At 72.3% G+C, this 21,125-nt stretch carries 17 protein-coding genes; 7 read left to right on the forward strand and 10 right to left on the reverse strand.

Features of this window, described 5'->3' with window-relative positions:
* Positions 1 to 9 precede the first annotated feature (9 nt).
* From ABD831_RS12705 to ABD831_RS12725, 5 genes are all read left to right on the forward strand, one after another.
* Entirely contained in the window at positions 10 to 381 is a 372-nt protein-coding gene (locus ABD831_RS12705; protein ID WP_344946825.1) for an anti-sigma factor antagonist, read from the forward strand.
* Positions 378 to 2,009 carry a DUF7059 domain-containing protein gene (locus ABD831_RS12710; protein WP_425582820.1) on the forward strand — a complete coding sequence of 544 codons (1,632 nt, stop codon included), beginning with the start codon at positions 378 to 380 and terminating at the stop codon, positions 2,007 to 2,009. The genes ABD831_RS12705 and ABD831_RS12710 overlap by 4 nt, the downstream gene beginning before the upstream one ends.
* A gap of 51 nt (positions 2,010 to 2,060) precedes the next feature.
* Complete coding sequence (locus tag ABD831_RS12715) at positions 2,061 to 2,738, forward strand: TetR/AcrR family transcriptional regulator (protein WP_344946831.1); 678 nt, start codon at positions 2,061 to 2,063, stop codon at positions 2,736 to 2,738.
* Between the two features lie 70 nt (positions 2,739 to 2,808).
* A complete protein-coding gene (locus tag ABD831_RS12720; protein ID WP_344946834.1) occupies positions 2,809 to 4,539 on the forward strand; it encodes an ABC transporter ATP-binding protein in 1,731 nt (576 codons plus the stop codon).
* Positions 4,539 to 6,668, forward strand: coding sequence for an ABC transporter ATP-binding protein (locus tag ABD831_RS12725; protein WP_344946837.1), 2,130 nt, complete (start codon positions 4,539 to 4,541; stop codon positions 6,666 to 6,668). The genes ABD831_RS12720 and ABD831_RS12725 overlap by 1 nt, the downstream gene beginning before the upstream one ends.
* An 88-nt stretch (positions 6,669 to 6,756) precedes the next feature.
* On the opposite strand, the gene ABD831_RS12730 is transcribed toward ABD831_RS12725, so the two are convergent.
* The gene (locus ABD831_RS12730; protein ID WP_344946840.1) at positions 6,757 to 6,906 is read right to left on the reverse strand and encodes a hypothetical protein; all 150 of its coding nucleotides are present in this window, start codon (positions 6,904 to 6,906) and stop codon (positions 6,757 to 6,759) included.
* A gap of 104 nt (positions 6,907 to 7,010) precedes the next feature.
* On the reverse strand, positions 7,011 to 10,193 hold the full coding sequence (locus tag ABD831_RS12735; protein ID WP_344946843.1) for an AfsR/SARP family transcriptional regulator: 3,183 nt from the start codon (positions 10,191 to 10,193) through the stop codon (positions 7,011 to 7,013).
* A gap of 271 nt (positions 10,194 to 10,464) precedes the next feature.
* Between ABD831_RS12735 and ABD831_RS12740 the strand changes: the two genes are divergently transcribed.
* Entirely contained in the window at positions 10,465 to 11,010 is a 546-nt protein-coding gene (locus tag ABD831_RS12740; RefSeq protein WP_185744785.1) for a peptidoglycan DD-metalloendopeptidase family protein, read from the forward strand.
* A gap of 261 nt (positions 11,011 to 11,271) precedes the next feature.
* The gene (locus ABD831_RS12745; protein ID WP_344946848.1) at positions 11,272 to 11,802 is read left to right on the forward strand and encodes an NlpC/P60 family protein; all 531 of its coding nucleotides are present in this window, start codon (positions 11,272 to 11,274) and stop codon (positions 11,800 to 11,802) included.
* Positions 11,803 to 11,920: 118 nt separating this feature from the next.
* On the opposite strand, the gene ABD831_RS12750 is transcribed toward ABD831_RS12745, so the two are convergent.
* The 8 genes from ABD831_RS12750 to ABD831_RS12785 form a co-directional block, all read right to left on the reverse strand.
* Positions 11,921 to 12,598, reverse strand: a complete 678-nt coding sequence (locus ABD831_RS12750) for a peptidoglycan recognition protein family protein (protein WP_344946851.1) — start codon at positions 12,596 to 12,598, stop codon at positions 11,921 to 11,923.
* A 149-nt stretch (positions 12,599 to 12,747) separates the two neighbouring features.
* Positions 12,748 to 13,179, reverse strand: a complete 432-nt coding sequence (soxR, locus tag ABD831_RS12755) for a redox-sensitive transcriptional activator SoxR (protein ID WP_142179120.1) — start codon at positions 13,177 to 13,179, stop codon at positions 12,748 to 12,750.
* Positions 13,180 to 13,740, reverse strand: coding sequence for an AAA family ATPase (locus ABD831_RS12760; protein ID WP_344946860.1), 561 nt, complete (start codon positions 13,738 to 13,740; stop codon positions 13,180 to 13,182). It lies immediately after the preceding gene.
* 136 nt (positions 13,741 to 13,876) lie between these two features.
* Positions 13,877 to 14,773, reverse strand: coding sequence for a double zinc ribbon and FHA domain-containing protein (locus tag ABD831_RS12765; protein ID WP_344946863.1), 897 nt, complete (start codon positions 14,771 to 14,773; stop codon positions 13,877 to 13,879).
* Positions 14,770 to 16,059, reverse strand: coding sequence for a VWA domain-containing protein (locus ABD831_RS12770; RefSeq protein ID WP_344946865.1), 1,290 nt, complete (start codon positions 16,057 to 16,059; stop codon positions 14,770 to 14,772). Before ABD831_RS12770 ends, ABD831_RS12765 begins: the two co-directional genes overlap by 4 nt.
* A complete protein-coding gene (locus ABD831_RS12775; RefSeq protein ID WP_344946867.1) occupies positions 16,052 to 17,401 on the reverse strand; it encodes a protein phosphatase 2C domain-containing protein in 1,350 nt (449 codons plus the stop codon). Before ABD831_RS12775 ends, ABD831_RS12770 begins: the two co-directional genes overlap by 8 nt.
* Complete coding sequence (locus ABD831_RS12780) at positions 17,398 to 19,854, reverse strand: serine/threonine-protein kinase (protein ID WP_344946871.1); 2,457 nt, start codon at positions 19,852 to 19,854, stop codon at positions 17,398 to 17,400. Before ABD831_RS12780 ends, ABD831_RS12775 begins: the two co-directional genes overlap by 4 nt.
* Positions 19,851 to 21,125 (reverse strand): hypothetical protein, encoded by a 1,275-nt coding sequence (locus ABD831_RS12785; RefSeq protein ID WP_344946874.1) that lies wholly within the window; start codon positions 21,123 to 21,125, stop codon positions 19,851 to 19,853. The genes ABD831_RS12780 and ABD831_RS12785 overlap by 4 nt, the downstream gene beginning before the upstream one ends.

The raw sequence follows: 21,125 nt of genomic DNA on the forward strand, positions 1-21,125 counted from the left end.
GGGGCACAGGTGGATCTCTCGATCACCAGAGCCGACCATGGCACCCAGACCGTGGTGCACCTCGGCGGCGAGATCGACGTGTACACCGCGCCGCTCGTGCGCGAGAAGCTCGATGAGCAGATCCAGGCCGGCCGCACCCAGCTCGTCGTGGACCTCACGGACGTGACGTTCCTCGACTCGACGGGCCTCGGGGTGCTCGTCGGGCGGCTCAAGCTGACGCGCACGCGTGGCGGCGCGATGCGGCTCGTCGGCACCGACGACCGCGTGCTCAAGGTCTTTGCCATCACCGGCCTCGACAAGGTCTTCGAGATCCACCCGACCCTCGACGCCGCGCTCGCCGCGAGCGAGGCCGGGCCGAACGCAACGGGCGCGGGGTCCTGAGCGACACCCCGGTCGTCGACGAGGACCTGGTCGCGCTGCTCCGCGCGGACCTCACGGCGGCCCGCTTCACCGTTCACGGCGTCGCCGACCGGCTGGGTCCCGTCGCCTCCGCCGCGCTCCACCGGGAGCAGCCGCTGCCCGCGCTGCTCGCCACCGAGCGGTCCGGGACCCGAGACACGTCCGACACGTCTGACACGTCTGACACGGCTGACACGGCTGCGGACGACGCGTGCGGGGTGCTCATCCGCCTGTTCACGCTCGGCCGTCCCGTCCCCGCGTCCGCCCTGGCCTCGGCGCTGCCGACCCTGGGGGTCGAGGGAGCCGTCGCGCTCGGTCTCGTCCGGGTCGGCGGCGGTCGCGCCGGCGTCGCCGCCGGACGGTCGACCCCGCCCGAGCGCGAGGTCGCAGCGACGTGCGACCTGCGCCCCTACGGCGACGACGCCCACGACTGGTGGGTGGCCTCCGACCTCTCCGAGCTGGTGGTCGGCGGACCGCTGCGTCGCGACCACGTGCTCGGCATCGGCGGCGCCTCGACGACGCTCGCGTCGTGGACGGTGCGACGACCCGTCGAGCGCGCGCTCGACCTCGGCACGGGCTGCGGCGTGCAGGCCCTGCACCTGACGGGCCACGCCCGCGCCATCGTCGCCACGGACATCTCCGAACGAGCGCTGGCGTATGCCGCGTTCAACGTCGCGCTCGCCGCCTCCGAACACTCCGGCGCCGTGCCGCCGTTCGAGCTGCTGGCCGGCGACCTGCTGGATCCTGTTGCCGGGCAGCGTTTCTCGCTCGTCGTGAGCAACCCGCCCTTTGTCATCACGCCGCGTGACGAGGCTCTCCCGCTCTACGAGTACCGCGACGGCGGCCGCGCCGGAGACGCCCTCGTCCGGTCGCTCGTCCGTCAGGTCGGCACGGTGCTCGAGCCCGGCGGCATCGCGCAGTTCCTCGGCAACTGGGAGGTCCCGGCCGGGCGCACGTGGCGCGACGTCTGGGGCGACTGGCTCGAGGAGCAGGCCCGTGACGGCATCGCCCTCGACGCCTGGGTCGTCCAGCGCGAGTCGCAGGACCCGGCCGAGTACGCCGAGCTCTGGGCCCGCGACGGCGGCGCCCTGCCCGGCAGCGAGGCGCACTCGCAGATGTATGCCGCGTGGCTGCGGGACTTCGCCTCGCGTGACGTCGAGCGGGTCGGGTTCGGTGTCGTCACCCTGCAGCGCCCGGCGACCGACCGTCCGACGTGGCGTTCCCTCGACGAGGCCCACGGTCCGGTCTCGGCGCCGATGGGACCGGCGATCGACGCGGGACTGCGCGCCCGGACGTGGCTGGCCGAGCACTCCGACGACGACGTCCTCGACGTCGCGTGGTCGTGCGCGCCCGACGTCACGGAGGAGCGGCACGGCCGGCCGGGCGCCGAGGACCCCAGCGTCATCCTCGTCCGTCAGGGTGGTGGGCTGGGACGCGTCGTGCGCGCCGGGACGCTGCTCGCGGCATACCTCGGCGTCGCAGACGGGGAGCTGACCGCGCGGGCTGCGCTCGACGCCATCGCCGAGGTGCTCGCCCTCGAGCCCGAGCAGGTGCGTGCCGAGACGCTGCCGCAGCTGCGCGACCTCGTCGCCGACGGCCTGCTCGTCTGAACCTTCGTCAAACCGCTTGTGAGTGAGTGCTCACTCATTCAGAATGGTGCGGTGTCGACACGAGTTGAGGGATCCGCCCGACCCGCCCAGCGCAGGGCGGCCCCGATGGACCCCGACGACCGGCGCGACGCCCTCATCGAGGTGTTCGTCCGGCTCGCGCACCGCGAGGGCCGCAACCCGACCACGAGCGAGATCGCCCAGGAGGCGGGCGTGGCCGAGGGCACGATCTTCCGCGTCTTCCCGACCAAGGAGGTCCTCGAGCAGGAGGCCGTGCAGGCGGCGTTCTGCCCCGCCCCGGTGCGACGGCGCATCGCCGCCATCGACCCGGAGGGCTCCCTGCGCGACCGGCTGGTCGACTTCACCCGCATCATGCAGATGCGCTTCACCGAGGTCTTCGGGCTCATGGGCGCCCTCGGACTCACCCAACCGCCCAACCGCGGGCCGCACCAGGCCTGCTACGACGCGGGGCGGCACCTTCGTGGGCACGCCGACGAGGAGGAGCACGTGGCCGCGCACCAGCCCCTGCTCGAGGCGATCCACGAGCTGCTCGTCCACGACGAGGACCACCTCGTCGTCCCCGGCGCCGACGTCGTCCACCGCATCCGGCTGCTCACGTTCTCGGGCAGCCACCCCGGCATCGCCGACGGCAAGACGCTGACCCCCGAGGAGATCGTCGACACCGTGCTCTTCGGGCTCGTCCGCCGCACGCCGGACGGTGGCACGACATGACAAACCACTTGACCCTCACCTCGCGTGAGTCCGTAGCCTCACCTCCGTTCACCCGACGAAAGGCGCCCGCATGCTGATGCGTCTGCTCCGCACCCATCTGCGTCCCTACCAGGGCCAGATCGTGCTCATCGTGCTGGCCCAGTTCGTCAGCACGATGGCCTCGCTCTACCTGCCCAGCCTCAACGGGCAGATCATCGACCAGGGCGTCGCCAAGGGCGACACCTCCTTCATCATCAGCCACGGCGCCATCATGCTCGCCGTCAGCCTCGTCCAGATCGTCGCCTCGGTCGCAGCGACCTACCTCGCCGCCAAGGTGGCCATGGCGATGGGACGAGACATCCGCGGCAACGTCTTCGGAACCGTCGTCGGCTTCTCGGCGCAGGAGGTGACCCGCTTCGGGGCCCCGACCCTCATCTCGCGCAACACCAACGACGTCACGCAGGTGCAGATGGTGGCGTTCATGGCCTTCGCGCTGCTCGTGACGACGCCGATCATGATGGTCGGCGGCATCATCATGGCGCTGCGCGAGGACGTCGGGCTGTCCTGGCTCGTCGCGGTCGCCGTGCCGCTGCTCGGCCTCTGCGTCGGACTCGTCATCTCGCGCATGGTGCCGTGGTTCGGCCGCATGCAGACCTCGCTCGACGGGGTCAACCGGGTCATGCGCGAGCAGATCACCGGCATCCGGGTCGTGCGTGCGTTCGTGCGCGAGGCGCACGAGGAGGCCCGCTTCGCCGAGGCCAACGGGCGGCTCACCAACGCCGGCCTGCAGGTCGGACGGCTGATGGCCCTCGTCTTCCCGATCGTCATGCTCATCTTCAACCTCTCGACGGTGGCCGTGATGTGGTTCGGCGGCCACCGGATCGCCTCCGGCGACATGCAGATCGGCGAGCTGACGGCGTTCCTGTCCTACCTCGTGCAGATCCTCATGGCCGTCATGATGGCCACCTTCATGGCGACGATGATCCCCCGCGCGTCGGTCTCGGCCGGGCGCCTCGAGGAGGTGCTCGACACGGAGTCGACCGTCGTCGAGACCTCGAACCCGGTGAAGCTGCCGGTCGGCGCCGACGGGCTGTCCTTCACTGCGGTCGACTTCCACTACCCCGGGGCGGAGGCCGCGGTGCTGCACGACGTGACCTTCACGGCCGCGCCGGGACGCATGACCGCGATCATCGGCTCGACCGGTGCGGGCAAGACGACGCTCCTCGGGCTCGTGCCGCGGCTCTTCGACGCCTCGCGCGGCGTCGTCGCCGTCGGCGGGATCGACGTGCGCGACCTCGTGCTCGACGACCTGTGGAGCAGGATCGGCCTCGTGCCGCAGAAGCCCTACCTCTTCAGCGGCACCGTCGCGAGCAACCTGCGCTACGGCAACCCGGAGGCCACCGACGCCGAGCTCTGGGACGCCCTGCGCATCGCCCAGGCCGAGGAGTTCGTCCAGACGATGGGTGGCCTCGAGTCGCCGATCGCCCAGGGTGGCACCAACGTCTCCGGCGGCCAGCGGCAGCGCCTCGCCATCGCCCGGGCCATCGTCAAGCGGCCCGAGATCTACCTGTTCGACGACTCGTTCTCGGCGCTCGACCTGTCGACCGACGCGCGGCTGCGCCGGGCCCTGCGCCCGGCCACGGCGAACAGCACGGTCGTCATCGTGGCCCAGCGCGTGTCCACGATCGTCGACGCAGACCACGTCATCGTGCTCGAGGACGGCCGCATCGTCGGCCAGGGCACTCACGAAGAGCTTCTCGACACCTGCACGACCTACCAGGAGATCGTCGAGTCCCAGCGCAGCGCGGAGGTGGCGGCCTGATGTCCGAGGGAGTCAAGACCACGGAGGAGAAGGCCGCCGAGGCCCGGCGCGGTCCGGCCCGCCGCGGCGGCCCGCCACACATGACGATGGGCCAGCCGGCCGAGAAGTCGCTGAACTTCGGCCCGTCGGCCAAGCGCCTGCTCGGCCGACTCCGGCCGCACCGCGTCAAGGTCGCCGTCGTGCTCGTCTTCGCCGTCGTCAGCGTCGCGCTCAGCTCGATCGGTCCCAAGATCCTCGGCCGCGCCACCGACCTGCTCTTCGCCGGGGCCATCGGCGCTCAGCTGCCGGCGGGCGTGAGCAAGGAGCAGGTGGTCGAGGGGCTGCGGGCCAAGGGCCAGGACGGGTTCGCCGACCTGCTGAGCAACGTGGACTTCGTGCCGGGGCAGGGGATCGACTTCGACGCCGTCGGACGCGTGCTGCTGCTCGTCATGGCGCTCTTCGTCGCCGCCTCACTGCTCATGTGGGTCCAGGGCTGGATCCTGCAGGGGGTGCTGCAGCAGACGATGTACGACCTGCGCCAGGAGGTCGAGGCCAAGCTCAACCGGCTGCCGCTGCCCTACTTCGACAACCAGCCGCGCGGTGAGATCCTCAGCCGCGTCACCAACGACATCGACAACGTCGGCCAGTCGCTGCAGCAGACGCTCTCGCAGCTGCTCAACTCGCTGCTGACGGTCATCGCGGTGCTCGGCATCATGTTCTGGATCTCGTGGACCCTCGCGCTCATCGCGCTCGTCAGCATCCCCATCTCGATCGTCGTCACGACCGTCATCGCCAAGCGCTCGCAGAAGCTGTTCGTGCAGCAGTGGCGCAACACGGGCGAGCTCAACGGCATCGTCGAGGAGACCTTCACCGGCCACGGGCTCGTCAAGGTCTACGGCCGCCAGAAGGAGACCGCCGCCAACTTCAAGGTGAAGAACGACGAGCTCTTCGACGCCGCGTTCGGGGCGCAGTTCATCAGCGGCATCATCATGCCGGTCATGATGTTCGTCGGGAACCTCAACTACGTCGCCATCGCCGTCGTCGGTGGCCTGCGGGTCGCCAGCGGCACGATGAGCCTCGGTGACGTGCAGGCGTTCATCCAGTACTCCCGCCAGTTCACCCAGCCGCTCACCCAGGTCGCCTCGATGGCCAACGTGCTCCAGTCGGGCGTGGCCTCGGCCGAGCGGGTCTTCGAGGTGCTCGACGCCTCGGAGCAGCAGGCCGACGTCGCCGAGCCGGCACGCATCGTCGACCCGCACGGCGCTGTCGCGTTCGAGGACGTGTCCTTCTCGTACACGCCCGACAAGCCGCTCATCGAGGACCTGGACCTGTCGGTTCGGCCCGGGCAGACCGTCGCGATCGTCGGTCCGACCGGCGCCGGCAAGACGACGCTCGTCAACCTCATCATGCGGTTCTACGAGCTCGACGGTGGCCGCATCACGCTCGACGGCATCGACATCCGGGACCTGACGCGCCACGACCTGCGCTCGCGCATCGGAATGGTGCTCCAGGACACGTGGCTCTTCGGAGGCACGATCCGCGACAACATCGCCTACGGCCGCCCGGGGGCCAGCGACGAGGAGGTCATCGCAGCGGCGAAGGCCACCTACGTCGACCGCTTCGTGCACTCGCTGCCCGACGGCTACGACACGGTGCTCGACGACGAGGCGTCCAACATCTCGGCCGGTGAGAAGCAGCTCGTCACGATCGCCCGCGCGTTCCTGTCCGACCCGGCACTGCTCATCCTCGATGAGGCGACGAGCTCGGTCGACACGCGCACCGAGCTGCTCGTCCAGCACGCCATGGCCGCGCTGCGGTCGGACCGCACGAGCTTCGTCATCGCGCACCGTCTCTCGACCATCCGCGACGCCGACCTCATTCTCGTCATGGAGGACGGCCGCATCGTCGAGAAGGGTTCGCACACCGAGCTGCTCGCGACCGGCGGCGCCTACGCGACCCTGTATGCCGCGCAGTTCGCAGGTGCTGCAGCCGACCTCGACGACTCGGCCGGCGCTGCTGGCGCGCCCAGCGTGCCGGACGGCATACCCGAGATGGCTGGGGTCGGGGCCGGCGCACCCGGCCCGGCCGGGGGACCCGGGGTGCCCGCGCCCGACGGCGTGGTCCCTGCGGACGGCTCCGCCACGGACTGACGTCCAGGCGCGGACAACCCGCGCGAACGCCACTGCCGCGCCGACCAGCGGGTCGGCGAGGCAGCGACGTCTCCGGGAGCGAGCAGGCTCAGGCGGTGGGCGTCGGGTGGCAGGAGCCGTCGACGCTCTGGAAGGCGCACCAGGTCGGTGGTGCGGCCTGGGCGTTGCCGGCCGCACCCGACGTGCCGAACAGGCCGGTGACGATGATGGTGGCGGCGAGACGAGCGACAAGCTTCATGATGGTGACTCCCCTGCTTCGCGAGGCCCGTCCAGTGAGGGCCTTTCCTGGTGACACGGACCTTACGGAGGGTGCGCCAACAAACGGCTAACAACGGCCGTGCGTCACTGCCGGAGGTGGGGCGGCAGGCGAAGGGCGCCCAGCGGCAGGTCGAGGCGCCCGAGGATCGCACGGCACTCGGCGGCGGCGGGGTTGCCATGGCCCGGACGGCTGGCAGCCTCTGCCGAGCCGGCGTCGAGGCCGAGATGCTCCACGCACGCGGCCTCTCGGGCCAGGTCGCAGGCCAGCTCCAGATCGTCGCCCGCCGCACGTCGCGCGGCGACGAGGCGCCGCGCCCGCGTGTGGGCCTCACCCCAACGTCCAGCGGCCGTGTCGAGGTCGACACGCAGACGCAGGCCGTCGGGGTCCTCTCCCGAACGCGAGTGCGCGTCGAGCCCGGCACGGGCGGCCTCGTACGCGGCGTCGGCCCCGACGAGGTCGTCGTGGCCGAGATGGGTCCGGGCGAGCGTCAGCTGGCAGTGTGCCTCGCCCAGGTCGTCGCGCACCTCCCGGGCGAGCGTGAGGGCCTCGGTGAGCAGGACCTCGGCCTCCGCGAACCGGTCGAGGTCGATGAGACCCTCTGCGCGCGTGACGAGCCAGATGCACGTCGCGCGTCGCGAGCCCTGCCGGCGCGACTCGGTGACCATGGCGGCGAGGAGCGGGTCACCCTCGCCGGGGCGGCCCATGTTGCGCAGGAGCACGCCGCGGTGGGCGTCAGCCGTGGTGCGCGCCGCACGGTCGTCACGGGCCACCGCCAGCTCCGCCGCCTGCTCGTACCACCCCAGCGATGCCGCGAAGTCGCGTCGCACCATGGCGGCCCAGCCGAGCTGCGAGAGTGCCCGCTGCTCGAGCGGGGCGTCGCCGACGCGTCGGGCCGCGTCGAGGAAGCGGCTCGCGACGTCGGTCAGCTCGTCGTGGCGGTGCCCCTGGGCCAGGACGCCGAAGAGGGCGGCGAGCAGCTGCGCCGCGAGCCGCTGGTCAGCGTCGTCCGGGTAGTCGTCGAGCGCGATCCGGAGCACCCGCTCGCGCTCGTCGTCGTAGGCCCGGATCGTGAGGAACGTGCGGATCGACAGGGCGAGGCGCGCCGCCAGCTCGCGGTCGTCGCGAGCGACGGCGGCGTGGACGGCGCCGACGAGGTTGAGCCGCTCGGACTCGAACCAGTCGGCCGGGACCGTGGACGCCGCCCTCGCCGCGGGACCCGCCGCGGCGCCCGCCTCGGCGCCGTTGTCCACCGGGTCGCCCCCGGGGTCCAGCCGGGCGTCGGCGATGTCGGCCAGGCCGAGCCACCGGCGCGCCAGCTCGATGGCGAGGGCGTCGGCGTCCGTCGACGGCTCGGCGTCCTCCATGGCCTCGCCGGCGAGCTCCAGGACGAGGCTGTGCACGCGGAAGCGTGGCTGCCCGGCAGTGTCGCGTCCGGTCGGCTCGACGAGGTGCCGGTCGATGAGCTCGTCGAGGGCGCGGGCGTCGGCGCCCTGGCGAGCCCCGCCCGGACGTGACGCATCGTGCCCCTGGACGCCGGACGCAGAGCCGGACGTCGTCGGGCCCCCGCCGAGCAGCAGGGCGGCCACCCACCCGGGCCAGTCGCCGGACGGGGCCAGCGCCAGCCGCCGGAAGAGGACGCCGGCGGCGGGGGAGAGGTCCGTGACCGACGTCGTGATGCTTGCGCGCACGTCGATGTCACCCACCGACAGCTCGTCGAGCCGGGCGTGCTCGTCGCTGAGCCGGTCCCGCAGGTCCTCCAGCAGGAGGTGCTCGTTGGTCGCGAGCTTCGCGGCCGCCACGCACAGCGCGAGCGGCAGGTGCCCGCACAGCGTGCCGATCTGCGCGAGGACCCCGAGGTCGTCGTGCTGCGTCCCGGACAGCTCCGCGAGCATCGACGTCGCGTCCTCGGGCAGCAGCGGGGGGATCGTGTGCCGGTGCACGCCCGGCAGCCCGGCCAGCTTGCTGCGGGAGGTGACCACGGCCGCCGACCCGGGCGAGGTCGGCAGGAGCCTGCGCACCTGGGCCTCGCTCGAGGCGTCGTCGAGCACGACGAGCACGCGCTTGCGGTCGACCGTGCTGCGGTAGAGCGCGACCCGCTCGTCGGGGTCGGCCGGGATCGCTGCGTGCTCGACGCCGAGGGCCCGGAGGAAGCGGCCGAGCACCTCGTGCCCGTCGGCGACGCCCGAGGGCCCCGCACCGAGCGAGGCGTGCAGCGTGCCGTCGGGGAAGGCGTCGGCGAGCTGGTGGGCTGCTGCGACAGCCAGCGCCGTCTTGCCGACCCCGCCCACGCCTGCGAGGACGACGATCGACGGCGGACCCGACGTGGGCGCCTCCTCGCGGCACGGGGTGAGCTGCGTCGTGACGGAGTCGAGGATCGCGTCGCGTCCGACGAGGGTCCACGTCATCGCGGGCAGCTCGCGCGGGACGATCCGCGGTCGCGGTCGGGCGGGCGCGAGGGGCGAACCGCCGAGGATCTGGGTGTTGAGCTCGCGCAGGGAACGGCCGGGCTCGACGCCGAGCTCGTCGAGGAACTGGCGGCGGACCTGGCGGTAGGTGTCACTGGCCTCCTGGCGGCGTCCGGTCGCCGCGAGCGCCCGGATGTGGTGCTCGTGGAGCCTCTCGTTCCACGGGTCGGCCTGCAGGTGCTGTGAGGCGGCGCTCAGCACCTCCTCGTGGTGCCCGCCGGAGGCGAGCGACTCCAGGAGCAGCTCGACGGCGGCGATCCGTTCCTCGGACAGTCCCTGGATCAGAGCCTCCGTTCCGGTGTCGGAGCTGGCGGGGGCGGCGTCGCTGAGGGGCGCGCCACGCCAGAGTTCCACGGCGCGGGCGGCGGTGCGGGCCGTGTCCTCGTCTCCGGCGGCGCGCTGTGCCCGGGCCTGCGTGCAGAGGCTGCGGAAGTCGGCGAGGTCCAGCCGGTGGCGCGTCATGCGCAGCTCGTAGCCGAACGGCCGGGTCGTGACGAGGGTCGGGTCGTGGGCCGCCAGTCGGCGTCGCAGGCCCGCGATGAGGTTCTGGAGCTGCTGGCGGGCCGTCGGCGGTGGGTCGTTCCACAAGGAGTCGATGAGCTGCTCGGTGGGCACCAGCCGGTCGGCGCCCACGAGCAGGAGGGCGAGCACGAGGCGCTCGCGGCCGCTGCCCAGCCGAATGGGGGCGCCGTCGTCGTCGAGGGCCTCCACCGGCCCGAGCACCCGGAACTGCACAGGGCCATTGAACCCGACCTCGGGCGCGAGCGCGCACCACGCGGTGACGCGGCGGTCCCCGGCCATGGGCGCCCCGGTCCCGCGGTGCTCCGCAGGGGTCCGGGAACGGCATCAGGAATCGACGGACGACACCGCCGGAGGAAATGGGTTAACGAATTGTTAGCGGTGCTGGGGACATTCATTCCAAGCCACGACGCGGTCATCACGAAGCGTCTCTGGCAGTGAGGGGACACGCGTCACCTCGCGCCACGCAGGCCTCGTCCTCGCGGATGAGTCATCGCAGACGAGTCATTGCGAAACAGCCATCGGAACGCCACGAAATGAAGGAGCCAGTCCTATGAACATGTCCACTCGGATGAAGCGCACCGCCGTCGCCGTCGCCACGCTCGCCGCGGTCGGTGCGGGCACGGCCGTCAACGCCGTCAACGCCGACGCAGCCGGCAGCCGCCCGCTGCTCAAGGTGCCCTTCACCTGCCAGCAGGAGTGGCGCGGCCAGACCTGGCAGGGTCACAACCCGGACCGAGCCATCGACTTCAACCAGGGATCCGGCGACTTCGACCTCGGCAAGGCCGTCAAGGCGAGCGCCGACGGCCGCGTCTCCGCCGCCGGCAACGTGGGCAGCGGCTACGGCAACCGCATCATCATCGACCACGGCAACGGCTGGAGCACGCTCTACGCCCACCTCAACTCCATCAACGTCAGCGTCGGACAGAACGTCGCCGACACGACGACGATCGGCACGGTCGGCAAGTCCGGTGGCCAGGCCACGTCCCACCTGCACTACGAGCAGCGCGCCGACGGCAGCCCGGTCAGCATCAAGTTCGGCACGAGCACGTGGGTGGCCTACTACACGACCGACTACTTCACCCGCACCAACTGCTGAACGGTGCTCCCGCGGGCTCAGGGGTCCCGCGGGGATGCGTTCGACGGCGTATGCCGCTGGGTTGGCTCGTGCACGGCGAGCCCGCCCGGCGGCATACGCCATCGTGCCGACCTCCTTTTGCGCAGCCCGATCACGGCTTTTCCCGCGCCATTCTCGGGATTACCGGGTTGTTAGTCGCTAATGGCAGGTTCGGCATCACCAGAACATTTCACGCCGCATCGTGGGAAAGGCTCGCGACGGCACCCGAGAAGGAGAAAAGAAATGTCGACGATGTCCCGCCGCACCATGCTCCGATCGACCCTGGCCACGACGTTGATCGCCGTCGCCGTCACCGCCGTCCCCGCCGCGCCGGCCAGTGCCGCGCCCAACGACCCCATCAGCAGGGCCGACGTCATCGCGCGGGCCCAGAACTGGATGGACCGCAACGTCCAGTACAGCCAGACCGGCACGGCCACGGGTCCCGACGGCGTCTACAGCTGGCGGCGTGACTGCTCCGGCTTCGTCTCGATGGCCCTCAAGCTCGGTCCCACCGGGCTCAGCGCCCCGAACACGAACGCCCTCGCGACCTCCGAGTACAGCTTCGGCATCTCGCGGGCCAACCTCAAGGCGGGCGACTTCCTCGTCGACCCGGGCAACCACACCGTCCTCTTCCAGAAGTGGGCCAACACCGACCACACCCAGTTCTGGCTCTACGAGGAGTCCAACACCACGAGCGACATGAACCACCGCATCGCCAACCTCAGCTCCTACTCGGGCTACCTCGCCCGTCGCGCGAACAACATTCGCGACTGACCTCGGTCGACGGCGCAGCGCGACCGCACCACCACGACCGCACCATCACGACGCAGCGCCCGCCCTCGAGCAGGGGCGGGCGCTGCGTCGTGCCGTGTGCGAGGTGACGCGCGGGCGCCTACCAGCCGGTGCGCTCCAGCGCCTGGCGCACCGAGTCGCGGATCGAGACCATGTCCCAGCTGTAGGGGTCTGTGGAGCCGGTCGGGTCGGTCTCCTTGTGGGCGCGCACGTGCCGCTGGTCCCGACCGAGCCGGGCGACGATCGCGGCGGCGGCGACGATCGCCCTGGACTTCTGCGCGTTGGTCGCGTACTGCGTCGGGTCGTGCCCCGTCGCTGCGTACTCGACCTCGATGCCGATGTAGACCGTGTCGCCGTCACCCTCGGGCATCGGACCGCTGGGGGCGGCCCAGCCCGCGTGGCTCGCGCGACCGGCGGCGACGACCCAGCACTCTGCGTTGCGGTCGACGAGGACGTGGCAGAGCGGCCCGACCCGACCGGGCTCCCCGTCGACGAGCGTGTCGAGCGAGGGGTGGGGGTCGTCCGTCGTGGCGAACGTGGCCGTGTGGTGGAGCAGCACCCCTGAGGGCTCGAACTCGCCGGGACGGGCTCGCGACATCCAAGCGGCGGTCTCGTGCACGACGAGGCCGGCGCCGCGCAGGGCGTCCGCCAGCCAGGTCACGGACCTGGCGTCAGCCGGAGTCGGGCCGGCTCCCGGCACGGGTGGCGAGGTGGCGGTTCCGGTGCCGGCAGCATGGTCCTGCGCGGCCCCGGACCCACCGAGCGGCGGCGTGCGCATGCAGGGCTCCGTTCGGGTGCGGACCGGACGGTCCGGTCACGACCCGACGATCCCAACTCCCAGTAACAACGGGCTAACCCGGGACCGTCGTCGATGGTGCCCCGGATCCGCGGCGGACGGCATACGCCCTCGGTCTGCGCAGGCCGGCGTCAGGGCTCGAGGAGGACGGGCCCGGGGCCACGGTCGGCCAGCACGTCGGACGGGTTGTTGAGCGCGCAGGTGCGCAGGCTGAGGCACCCGCAGCCGATGCACGAGTCGAGCTGGTCACGCAGTCGTTCGATGCGCCGGATCTGCTCGTCGAGTCGGGGTCGCCACCCGCGTGAGAGCCGCGCCCAGTCCGCGGCGGTCGGGGTGCGCCCCTCCGGGAGCGTCGCGAGGGCAGCGCCGATCTCGTCCAGGGACAGCCCGATCCGCTGTGCGGCTCGGATGAAGGAGACCCGGCGGATGATGGCCCGCTCGTAGCGACGCTGGTTGCCGGCAGTGCGGACCGAGTGGATGAGACCGAGGTCCTCCCAGTAGCGCAGCGCCGAGGTCGCCGCGCCGGTGCGCTCGGCGACCTGGCCGATGGTGAGCGTCGACATCTACGCGATCCGTGCCTCGGCGAGGCGCGCGACGATCTCCTCGACGGTCTCGTCGGGCGTCTGCTGCGAGCTGTCGAGCCACAGCCCGATGTGCGGCGTCTCGGTGCGCATCGTGTGGTCGAAGTCGCGGATCGACCAGAGCTCGCCGTAGCCGACCTTGACCCGCTCGGACTCGCGCTGCATGACGGTGCTGACGTCGGGTGCGAGCATGACGAGGCTGAGGGGCCGGGTCGTCACCTGCTCGAGGAACCGCGTGAGGCTCGCACCGACGAAGAGGTCCTGCACGACGACGGTGAACCCGGCGTCGGCGTACGTGTCGGCGGTGCGCGCGGTGATGCGGTGGCGCAGGGCGAGCTGGCGCTCGGCCTCGGGGTCGCCGTGCGGCGACATGTCGACGCGGCCGCGCACCACGACGCGACGGAACTCGTCGCCGCGCAGGTGCACCGCACGCGTGAAGCGCTCCGCGAGGAGCTGGGAGACGGTCGACTTGCCCGCTGCCATGACGCCGGTGACGACGATGACCTGTGGGGAGTCGACGGAGTGGAGGGTCCGGTCGCTCACGTTGCACACCCTAGGGGGCGCCGCCCCAAAAATCGCCAGACCTCAGGTGACGTTCAACTACGACACCGATGGCGTATGCCGTCACCGACCACTCGATGCAAACCCTTCGTCGAGCGCTCAGCTCCCGACGTGGACGTCAGGCGTAGGCCTCGACCTCGTCGGGGGTCGCGCGGCGCACCACGACGCGGGTCCACGCGCCGACGTAGAGCCGGTCGTCGTCACTGAGCTCGGTCTTGGGTCCGACGGCAATGGCCATCACCGGCAGCGGTCCGGCCGCAGGCCCGACGAAGGTGCCGTTGGAGCTGCCGAGGTCCTCGACGAACCACCGCGTCCCGTCGGTGGTCAGCTGGGCGTGACGGCGGCTCACGCCGGGGTCGGAGGAGAGGTCGATCTCGGGTCGGGTGTTCTTGCTCGTGGACACGCGGCCGAGCAGGACGCTGCGGTGCCGGAGGGGCATGATCGTCGGCAGACCGGGCGAGGGGCAGGGGTCCTCGGCCTCCTGGGTCTGGTACCAGTCGGGGTCGACCCAGACCTCGGCCAGCCACTCGAACGACTCGGCCGCCTCTTCCGGCGCGGATGCCGGCCCAGCAACCGCTGCCGACCCGCCGGTGGGCGCCGGCCCGGGCACGGCCTCACCATCGGGCTCGGTGTCGAGCAGGTCGCCAGGACCGGCGGACGGGTCGCGCGGCATCGCGCCGGTCGTGAAGTCGTAGCCACAGGCCTCGCAGAAGAGGGCTCCGTCGGGGTTCTCCGTCTTGCAGTTGGGGCACTCGAGCACCGCCGGGCCGGCCGGAGCGGCAGGCGCCGGAGCCACACCCGGAGACGCAGCGGCGGACGCAGCCGAGGACGGGCCGAGGTCGAGCGAGGAAGCAGTCGAGGAAGCAGTCGAGGAAGGCCCGGGCGCGGCCGCCGGTGCGGCGCCACCCCCGCCGCCGGTCGTCGCAGGCTGGGCGCTGGCGTCGATGGGCGAGCCGCAGGTGTCGCAGTAGTCCTCGGCCTCCGACGTGTGGCCGTTCGGGCAGACCGCACTCATCGACGCACCCGGCTCGTCTTCGTCGAGGCCGTGTCGAGAGACATCTCGTCGATCTTCGAGGCGCCCTTCTTGAGCCGGACGGTGCCGGTGTCGGCGTCGTCGATCTCGACGACCTTCTTCAGGCGCGTCGTCATCTCGTCGTTGCCGGTGGCGTCGGCGAGCTGCACGGCTCGGCCGAGCTTGGCCGTCGCGACGTCGTCCTGTCCGGCTGCCTTGGCCGCGAGACCCTCCTGGATGACGGTGGCGAGCTCGGCCTGCCCGGTGTAGGCGGCGACCGCGGGGTCGATGCGGGTGGTCAGCGAGTCGTCGTTGCTCCACTTGGCCTTGACCAGTGCCTGCGCGACGGGGTCACCGCCGAGTGAGAACTGCACCCGGGCCGCGAGCTGCTCCTGCCCCAGCGTGCGCGCGGGGAGGCGCACGGCCACGTGGTAGTCGCGGCTCTCGTCGGACCACGCGCCCGTCGGGTAGGCGCCGGTGAGCGGGTTGACGACGGTGCGGCGCGACGTGAGGTCCTCGAGCGTCGGCGAGACCTGCTTGACGAAGAGCAGCTCGGCGCCCTGCGGGACCCACACGCGCAGCTCGGAGTTGGCGACTCCGCGCGACATCGACGCGCGCATCATCGCCTCGAACTCGGCGGCCATCTCCTCCGGGGCCGGGATGAGGTCCACGGTGCCGAGCAGTGCGGAGGCGATGCCGCGCACCTCGTCGACGCGCCACTGGTCGCCCACTCCGCGGCAGTCACACTGGAAGGCGCCGACGCAGCCGGCGACCGCAGCCTGCAGCGAGGCAGCGGTCTCTCCCTCGTTGACGCCGTCGGTCAGCAGGATCGCGTGACGCTTCGTCACGTGCGGGACCGTCTCGAAGATCTGGCGGGCGAGGGTAAGCCACGTGCCCATCGCCGTGCCGCCGTTGGCGCGCAGCCCCTCGATGGCGCGGTTGGCCTCGCCACGGGTGTGGGCCGACATCGGCACGAGGGCGCCCTGGTGGCTGTAGGGGTAGACGATCTGGGCCGTGCCGTTGCCCGAGACGATGGAGAAGAGCGTGCCGTCGACGATCTCGGCCAGCGCGGCCTTGGCAGCCTCACCGGCCGCCTGGACACCGCGGCGCCCCATCGAGCCGGACGTGTCGATGAGGATCACCTCGGCGGCCGACCCCGGGTCGGTCAGCCCGGCCGCGGCCGTCGCCGCGGACGCACCCGTCGAGGTCACCCGCACGATCGCGTGGACGTCGGTGCCCCCGTCGGGGAGGAACTCGTTCTGGAACACCTCTGCCGTGAAGTCAGCCATCCGTCGGTTCCCCTTCCACCGGCGCCGCCGATGCGGTCGCCTCGGTCGTCGTGCTCGATCCTCGCCCAGCCAGTCTGGCGAGGGCAACCGTGATGTTGTCGCGTCCACCCTGCTCGTTGGCGAAGTCGACGAGCGCCTGGGCCACCGCGGTGGGCGTGACGTCGACCCGTGCCGCGGCGTCGCGCAGCAGGCTGCGCAGCGCCTCGGCCTCGGAGCAGTAGTTCCAGAGGCCGTCGGAGCAGACCATGAGCCACCCCGGCGTGGCCGTCACCGTCGTCAGGTGCGGCGTGAGGTCATCGGGTGCGTCCCGCCCGAGCCAGCGCGTGATCGAGTGCGCGTGCGGACCGGTCTCCGCCTCGAGCCGGGGGACGCCGGCTGCCATCTGCTCCTGCGCGAACGAGTCGTCGCGTCCGAGCTGGCGCGCGGGCTCGTCGACGGAATCCGGAAGCCAGTAGACGCGGCTGTCGCCGACGTTGCCGGCGACGATGATGTCGTCCTCCACGACCGCGGCGACGAAGGTGCACGACGGCGGGTTGGGGACGTCCTCGACGACGGCCGCCACCACGGCTTCGTTGGCCTGGGCGACGGCGCTGGTGAGCGCCCGTCCGGCACCCGCCGCCCACGCGTCCGGGGTGCCGGCGCCCTTGGGGAACGGCTGGTCGAGGACGGCCCGCGCCGCCTTCGCTGCGGCGAGTGAGGCGATGTGCGAGTCGGTCGCCATCGAGACGCCGTCGCAGACGACGAGGACGGCGCGCGAGCCCGGGGCCTCGGCGGCGCTGAGCGACATGGCGTCCTCGTTGCGGGCGTGGCGCCGGCCGATGTCGCAGACGCCGCCGACCCAGGCAGCCGGGGATTCGACGAGGTGGTCGCGCGGGTTGGGTGGGGGAGTGCCGCAGTGGTCGCAGTAGCCGTCGACGATACGCCCCTGGCCGCACGCGTGGCAGGTCAGCTCGTCGTCCGCGGGCGCGACCGCCGAGGAGGGCACGGCTCCGGTCCAGCCGACGTCGAGCGGTGACTCCTCACCCGCGGGCGCGGTCTGCGGTGTCGCCGTCGCGAGCACTGCACCGTCCTGGCTGTCGACCTGGGCTGCCGCGGGCAGGCCCGGTGACGCCGTCGTGGCGGCCCGAGGTGCGACGACGAGGTCGGCCCCGCAGGCCTCGCAGAAGCTCGACTCGGCCGGGTTCGCCGTGCCACAGACCGGGCAGTCGCGCGACGCCGTGGGCGGCGTGTGTGTCGTGGGCGCCGCGGGTGCGGACAGCCCCGCCGGTCCCGCGCTCGTCGCAGGTTCGGGTGCGGGCACAGGAGCGGACTGGGGCGCTCCCGTCGTCGGGATGTGGGTCACCAGAGGCTCCAGGGTCGGATGGCGTTGGCCTCGTCGACGAGGGGAACGCGCTCGGACAGGTCGGGGGTTCGCTTGGCCAGCTCACGCAGGGCCTCCTCGAGCCCGACGCGCAGACCGTTGGGGGTGCCCTTGTGCTCGCCGAGGCGGACGTCGGCCTTGTTGCCGCTCTTCTCCACCGTCACGAGCGCCTCACGGTAGATCAGCGTCGTCAGCTCGGCTCGGCGCCGCGCCGACAGCGACGTGTCGTCGAGCGTACGCAGCGCCTCGGCGAGGTCGGGCAGCCCACGGTTGGCGCGGGCGAGCAGCTCGGCGAGGCCCGCGCGAGCCGTGCGGTAGGCGCTCGACTGCATCGGGACCAGACGGTACGCCGCCACGGCGCCGTCGACGTCGGACCGTGCAGCCCGGATGCGGGCGAGACCGAAGGCCGCCATCGGCACGTAGGTGGCGTCGGTGCGGGCGCAGGCGACGTAGAGGTTCTCGGCGACGGCGTCGTCGCCGGCCTGCTCCGAGGCCTGCGCGAGGGCCAGCTTGGGAGCCAGCTCGCCGGGGACCTGGCCGTAGACGGCGTTGAAGGCGGCCTGGGCGGCGCGGGAGTCGCCCCGCTCGAGCGCGGCGAGGCCCTGCACCCAGACCGCGCGCCACTCCCACGGGTCGGCCTTGAGCAGCTCGCCCGCGGTGGACTCGGCCACGTCGGGCTGTCCGGCGTCGAGGGCCGTGCGGGCCTGCTCGAGCAGCACCTCGGTCGTGCGGACGGCCGCCCGCGACAGGACGGCGAGCCGCTCCTCGGCGGTGCCGGAGACCGTGGTCAGCCAGCCGGTCTGCGGGTCGTGCGGGTCGCGGCGCAGTGCGGGCAGGTTGCGCCAGTCGTCGGGCTCGACACCGGGGGTCGGCACGTCGAAGAGGAGCGAGCTGACCGTCGTCGTCGCGGCGCCGGCCCCCCGGTCGAGGGCCACCACCTCGCGGAGCACACCGATCATCTGCGAGCGCAGCTCGTCGGCCGAGACGAAGCGGTCGTCACGGTTGGGCGCGCAGGCCTTGGCGACGAGTCGGTAGAAGGAGTCGTAGCGCTGGAAGACCGGCACCGTGTCCTGCGCGGGCAGCACGTTGAGGTAGGTGGTCTGGTAGCCGCGGAACTCCATCGTCAGCACGACGAGCGTGCGGCCGATCGTGTAGATGTCCGACGCGGCGGACACGCCGAGCTCGGCGACCTCGGGTGCCTGGTAGCCGACGGTGCCGAAGATCGCCGAGTCCTCGTCGTCGGCCCGACGCACGCCACCGAGGTCGATGAGCTTGACCTCGTCGCCGACCTGGATGATGTTGTCGGGCTTGAAGTCGCAGTAGACGAGCCCGAGGTCGTGGAGGTACTGGAACGACGGCAGGATCTCGAGGATGTACGCGAGGGCCTGGTCGACCGGCAGCGGGTCGTACTTCCCGGCGGCCTGCAGGCGCTGCTTGAGGATCGACTTGAGCGACGTGCCACCGACGTACTCCATGACGATGTAGCCGGCGTCGTCGTGCGTCACGAAGTTGTAGATCTCGACGATGCTCGGGTGCGACACCTGGGCGAGGAAGCGCTGCTCGGCGATCGCGGCGGCGAGGGCGTCGGGGTCGGCCGAGTTGAGCAGGCCCTTGAGCACGACCCAGCGGTCGGAGACGTTCTTGTCGCGCGCGAGGTAGATCCAGCCGAGACCGCCGTGGGCCAGGCAGCCCGCCACCTCGTACTGGCCGGCGACGAGGTCGCCGGCCTTGAGCTTGGGGTCGAAGGAGAACGGGTGACGGCACTTGGCGCAGAAGCCGGTGGTCCGGCCCGGCTTGCCGTCACGTCCCCGACCGACGGGCTCGCCGCACTTGGGGCAGTAGCGCTTGCTCTCGGGGACCGACGGGTTGGTCAGCAGGGCCTTGGCGGCGTCGATCTCGGGGGCCGGGCGCACGGTCGTGATGCCGCCTCCGAGGCGCGCCGAGCGGAGGCGCTGCGAGCCTCCGGTGCGACGCGTCGCGATGGACCCGGACTCGCGGGCTCGCTTGGAGCCCAAGGCCGCCGACGCGAGGTTGCTCGAGGCAGCCGACCTGGTGGAGATCTCGGGGCCGACGCCCGCGGTGCCCGTGGAGACGGCCGATTCGGCGCCGGCGCCGTCAGGGCTCGGCTTCTCGGCAGCCGCGTAGCCGGCGGCGCTGAGCTGGTCGGCCGGCGTGCCGCAGACGTTGCAGTAGCCGGCCTCGATGGTGCCGCTGCACCCGGGCTGCTGGCAGGCCCCACCCTCCGGGATCGCCGGTCCGTCGGGCGCGGCCGGGGCAGGCATGGGGGCAGGAGCTGCCTTCAGGCCTGCTGCCGGACGGGCGGGACCACTGGCACCTGCGGGTGCAGGGACCGGGTTGGACCCTGCGGCCATGCCGCACACGTCGCAGTAGCCGTCGACGATCGTTCCGGTGCAGCCCGGCTGCGTGCAGGTCATGGGCGTGGCCTCTGGGGTCGGGGTGCAGGGGGACGGGGAGCGGGAGCACTCGCGGCAGGAGGACTCGAGGCGGCAGGCCCCGGGACGGGACGTCCGGCGCGCGGCTGGGGTCGGGTCGCCGTGTCGACGTAGGCCGAGAAGGCGGCGGCCAGGGCGCGGGCCCGGGCGATCGGCAGGGGACGTGCGGCGAGGGTCTCGTCGAGCCGCCGCCGCAGCTCGGCCACGTCGTCGACCACCTCGGGCGCCAGCGTCGCGGAGGCGGCCATGGCTCCGACGGCGCCGACGAGGCCGACGACCTCGTCGCGCTCGGCCAGGCCTGCGGCATACGTCTCGTGGGCGAGGTCGAGCGCGCGCGAGACGCGCTCGAGCTTGGCGCGGTATGCCGTGAGCTCGGCTGCCGCCTGCGGCACCGGTCCCAGCGCGCGCACGTTGGGGATCGCGAGGTGCGGGGCCGGGGTGATGGCTTCGAGGCAGGCGCGCTCGAGCGCGCGGATCGCGGCGGCGCGGGCGTCGAGCTCCTCCACCTGCTGCTGGGTGCGCACGCGGCTGCGGGCGGCGGAGGCGCGCTCGGCCGCGGCGACGATGAGGTCGCGCTCGAGCACCGCGACGTCGATCTCGAGCGGCCCGATGATCCCGCCGACGTCGGCTCCTCGGCGGGCCCGTTCGACGAGGTCGTCCATGCGACGGTCCAGCCTCGCGAGCTTCTCGGTGGCGTCGTCGCGCTGCGCACCGGCGGGCACGAGCGGGACCTGGTCGCGGGTGCGCTCGATTCCCGCGCGCACCAGCGTGATCCGCTGCGTCGCCTCGGCGGCTCCGGGAGCGAGGGAGGCTCGCGCCTGGAGGGTGCGGGTCAGTGAGTCGAGCAGCCGGCACGCCTCGGGGAGGCTCACGGCGAGCGAGCCGCTGGAGGGCAGCGACAGGTGCTCGGTGGTGTTGGAGTCGAGCCGGCCGTGGATGAGGGTCGAGAGGCGCTCGGCCTCGACCGGGCCGACTCGGCCGCCGTCGAACGTCGTCTCGAGCAGGGTGAGCCGGTCGCTGACGGCCTTCCAGAAGGTCAGGGCGACGGTGAGGTCGTTGGTGATGGCGACCTGCTCGGCCTGCGAGAGCTTGAGCACGGCGCGGTCGACCTCGCCGAGGTCGGCCCGGCGCTGGGCGACCCACTCGCGCAGGGCGAAGAGGTACGTCTGCGCCTCCGCGGCCTGGACGGGCACGCCGAGACGGCCGGGCGCCGTGGGGGCGACGGTGCCCGGGTCGGACTGGCTCTGTGGCAC

The sequence above is a fragment of the Terrabacter ginsenosidimutans genome (assembly GCF_039539425.1).
Lineage (GTDB): Bacteria > Actinomycetota > Actinomycetes > Actinomycetales > Dermatophilaceae > Terrabacter > Terrabacter ginsenosidimutans.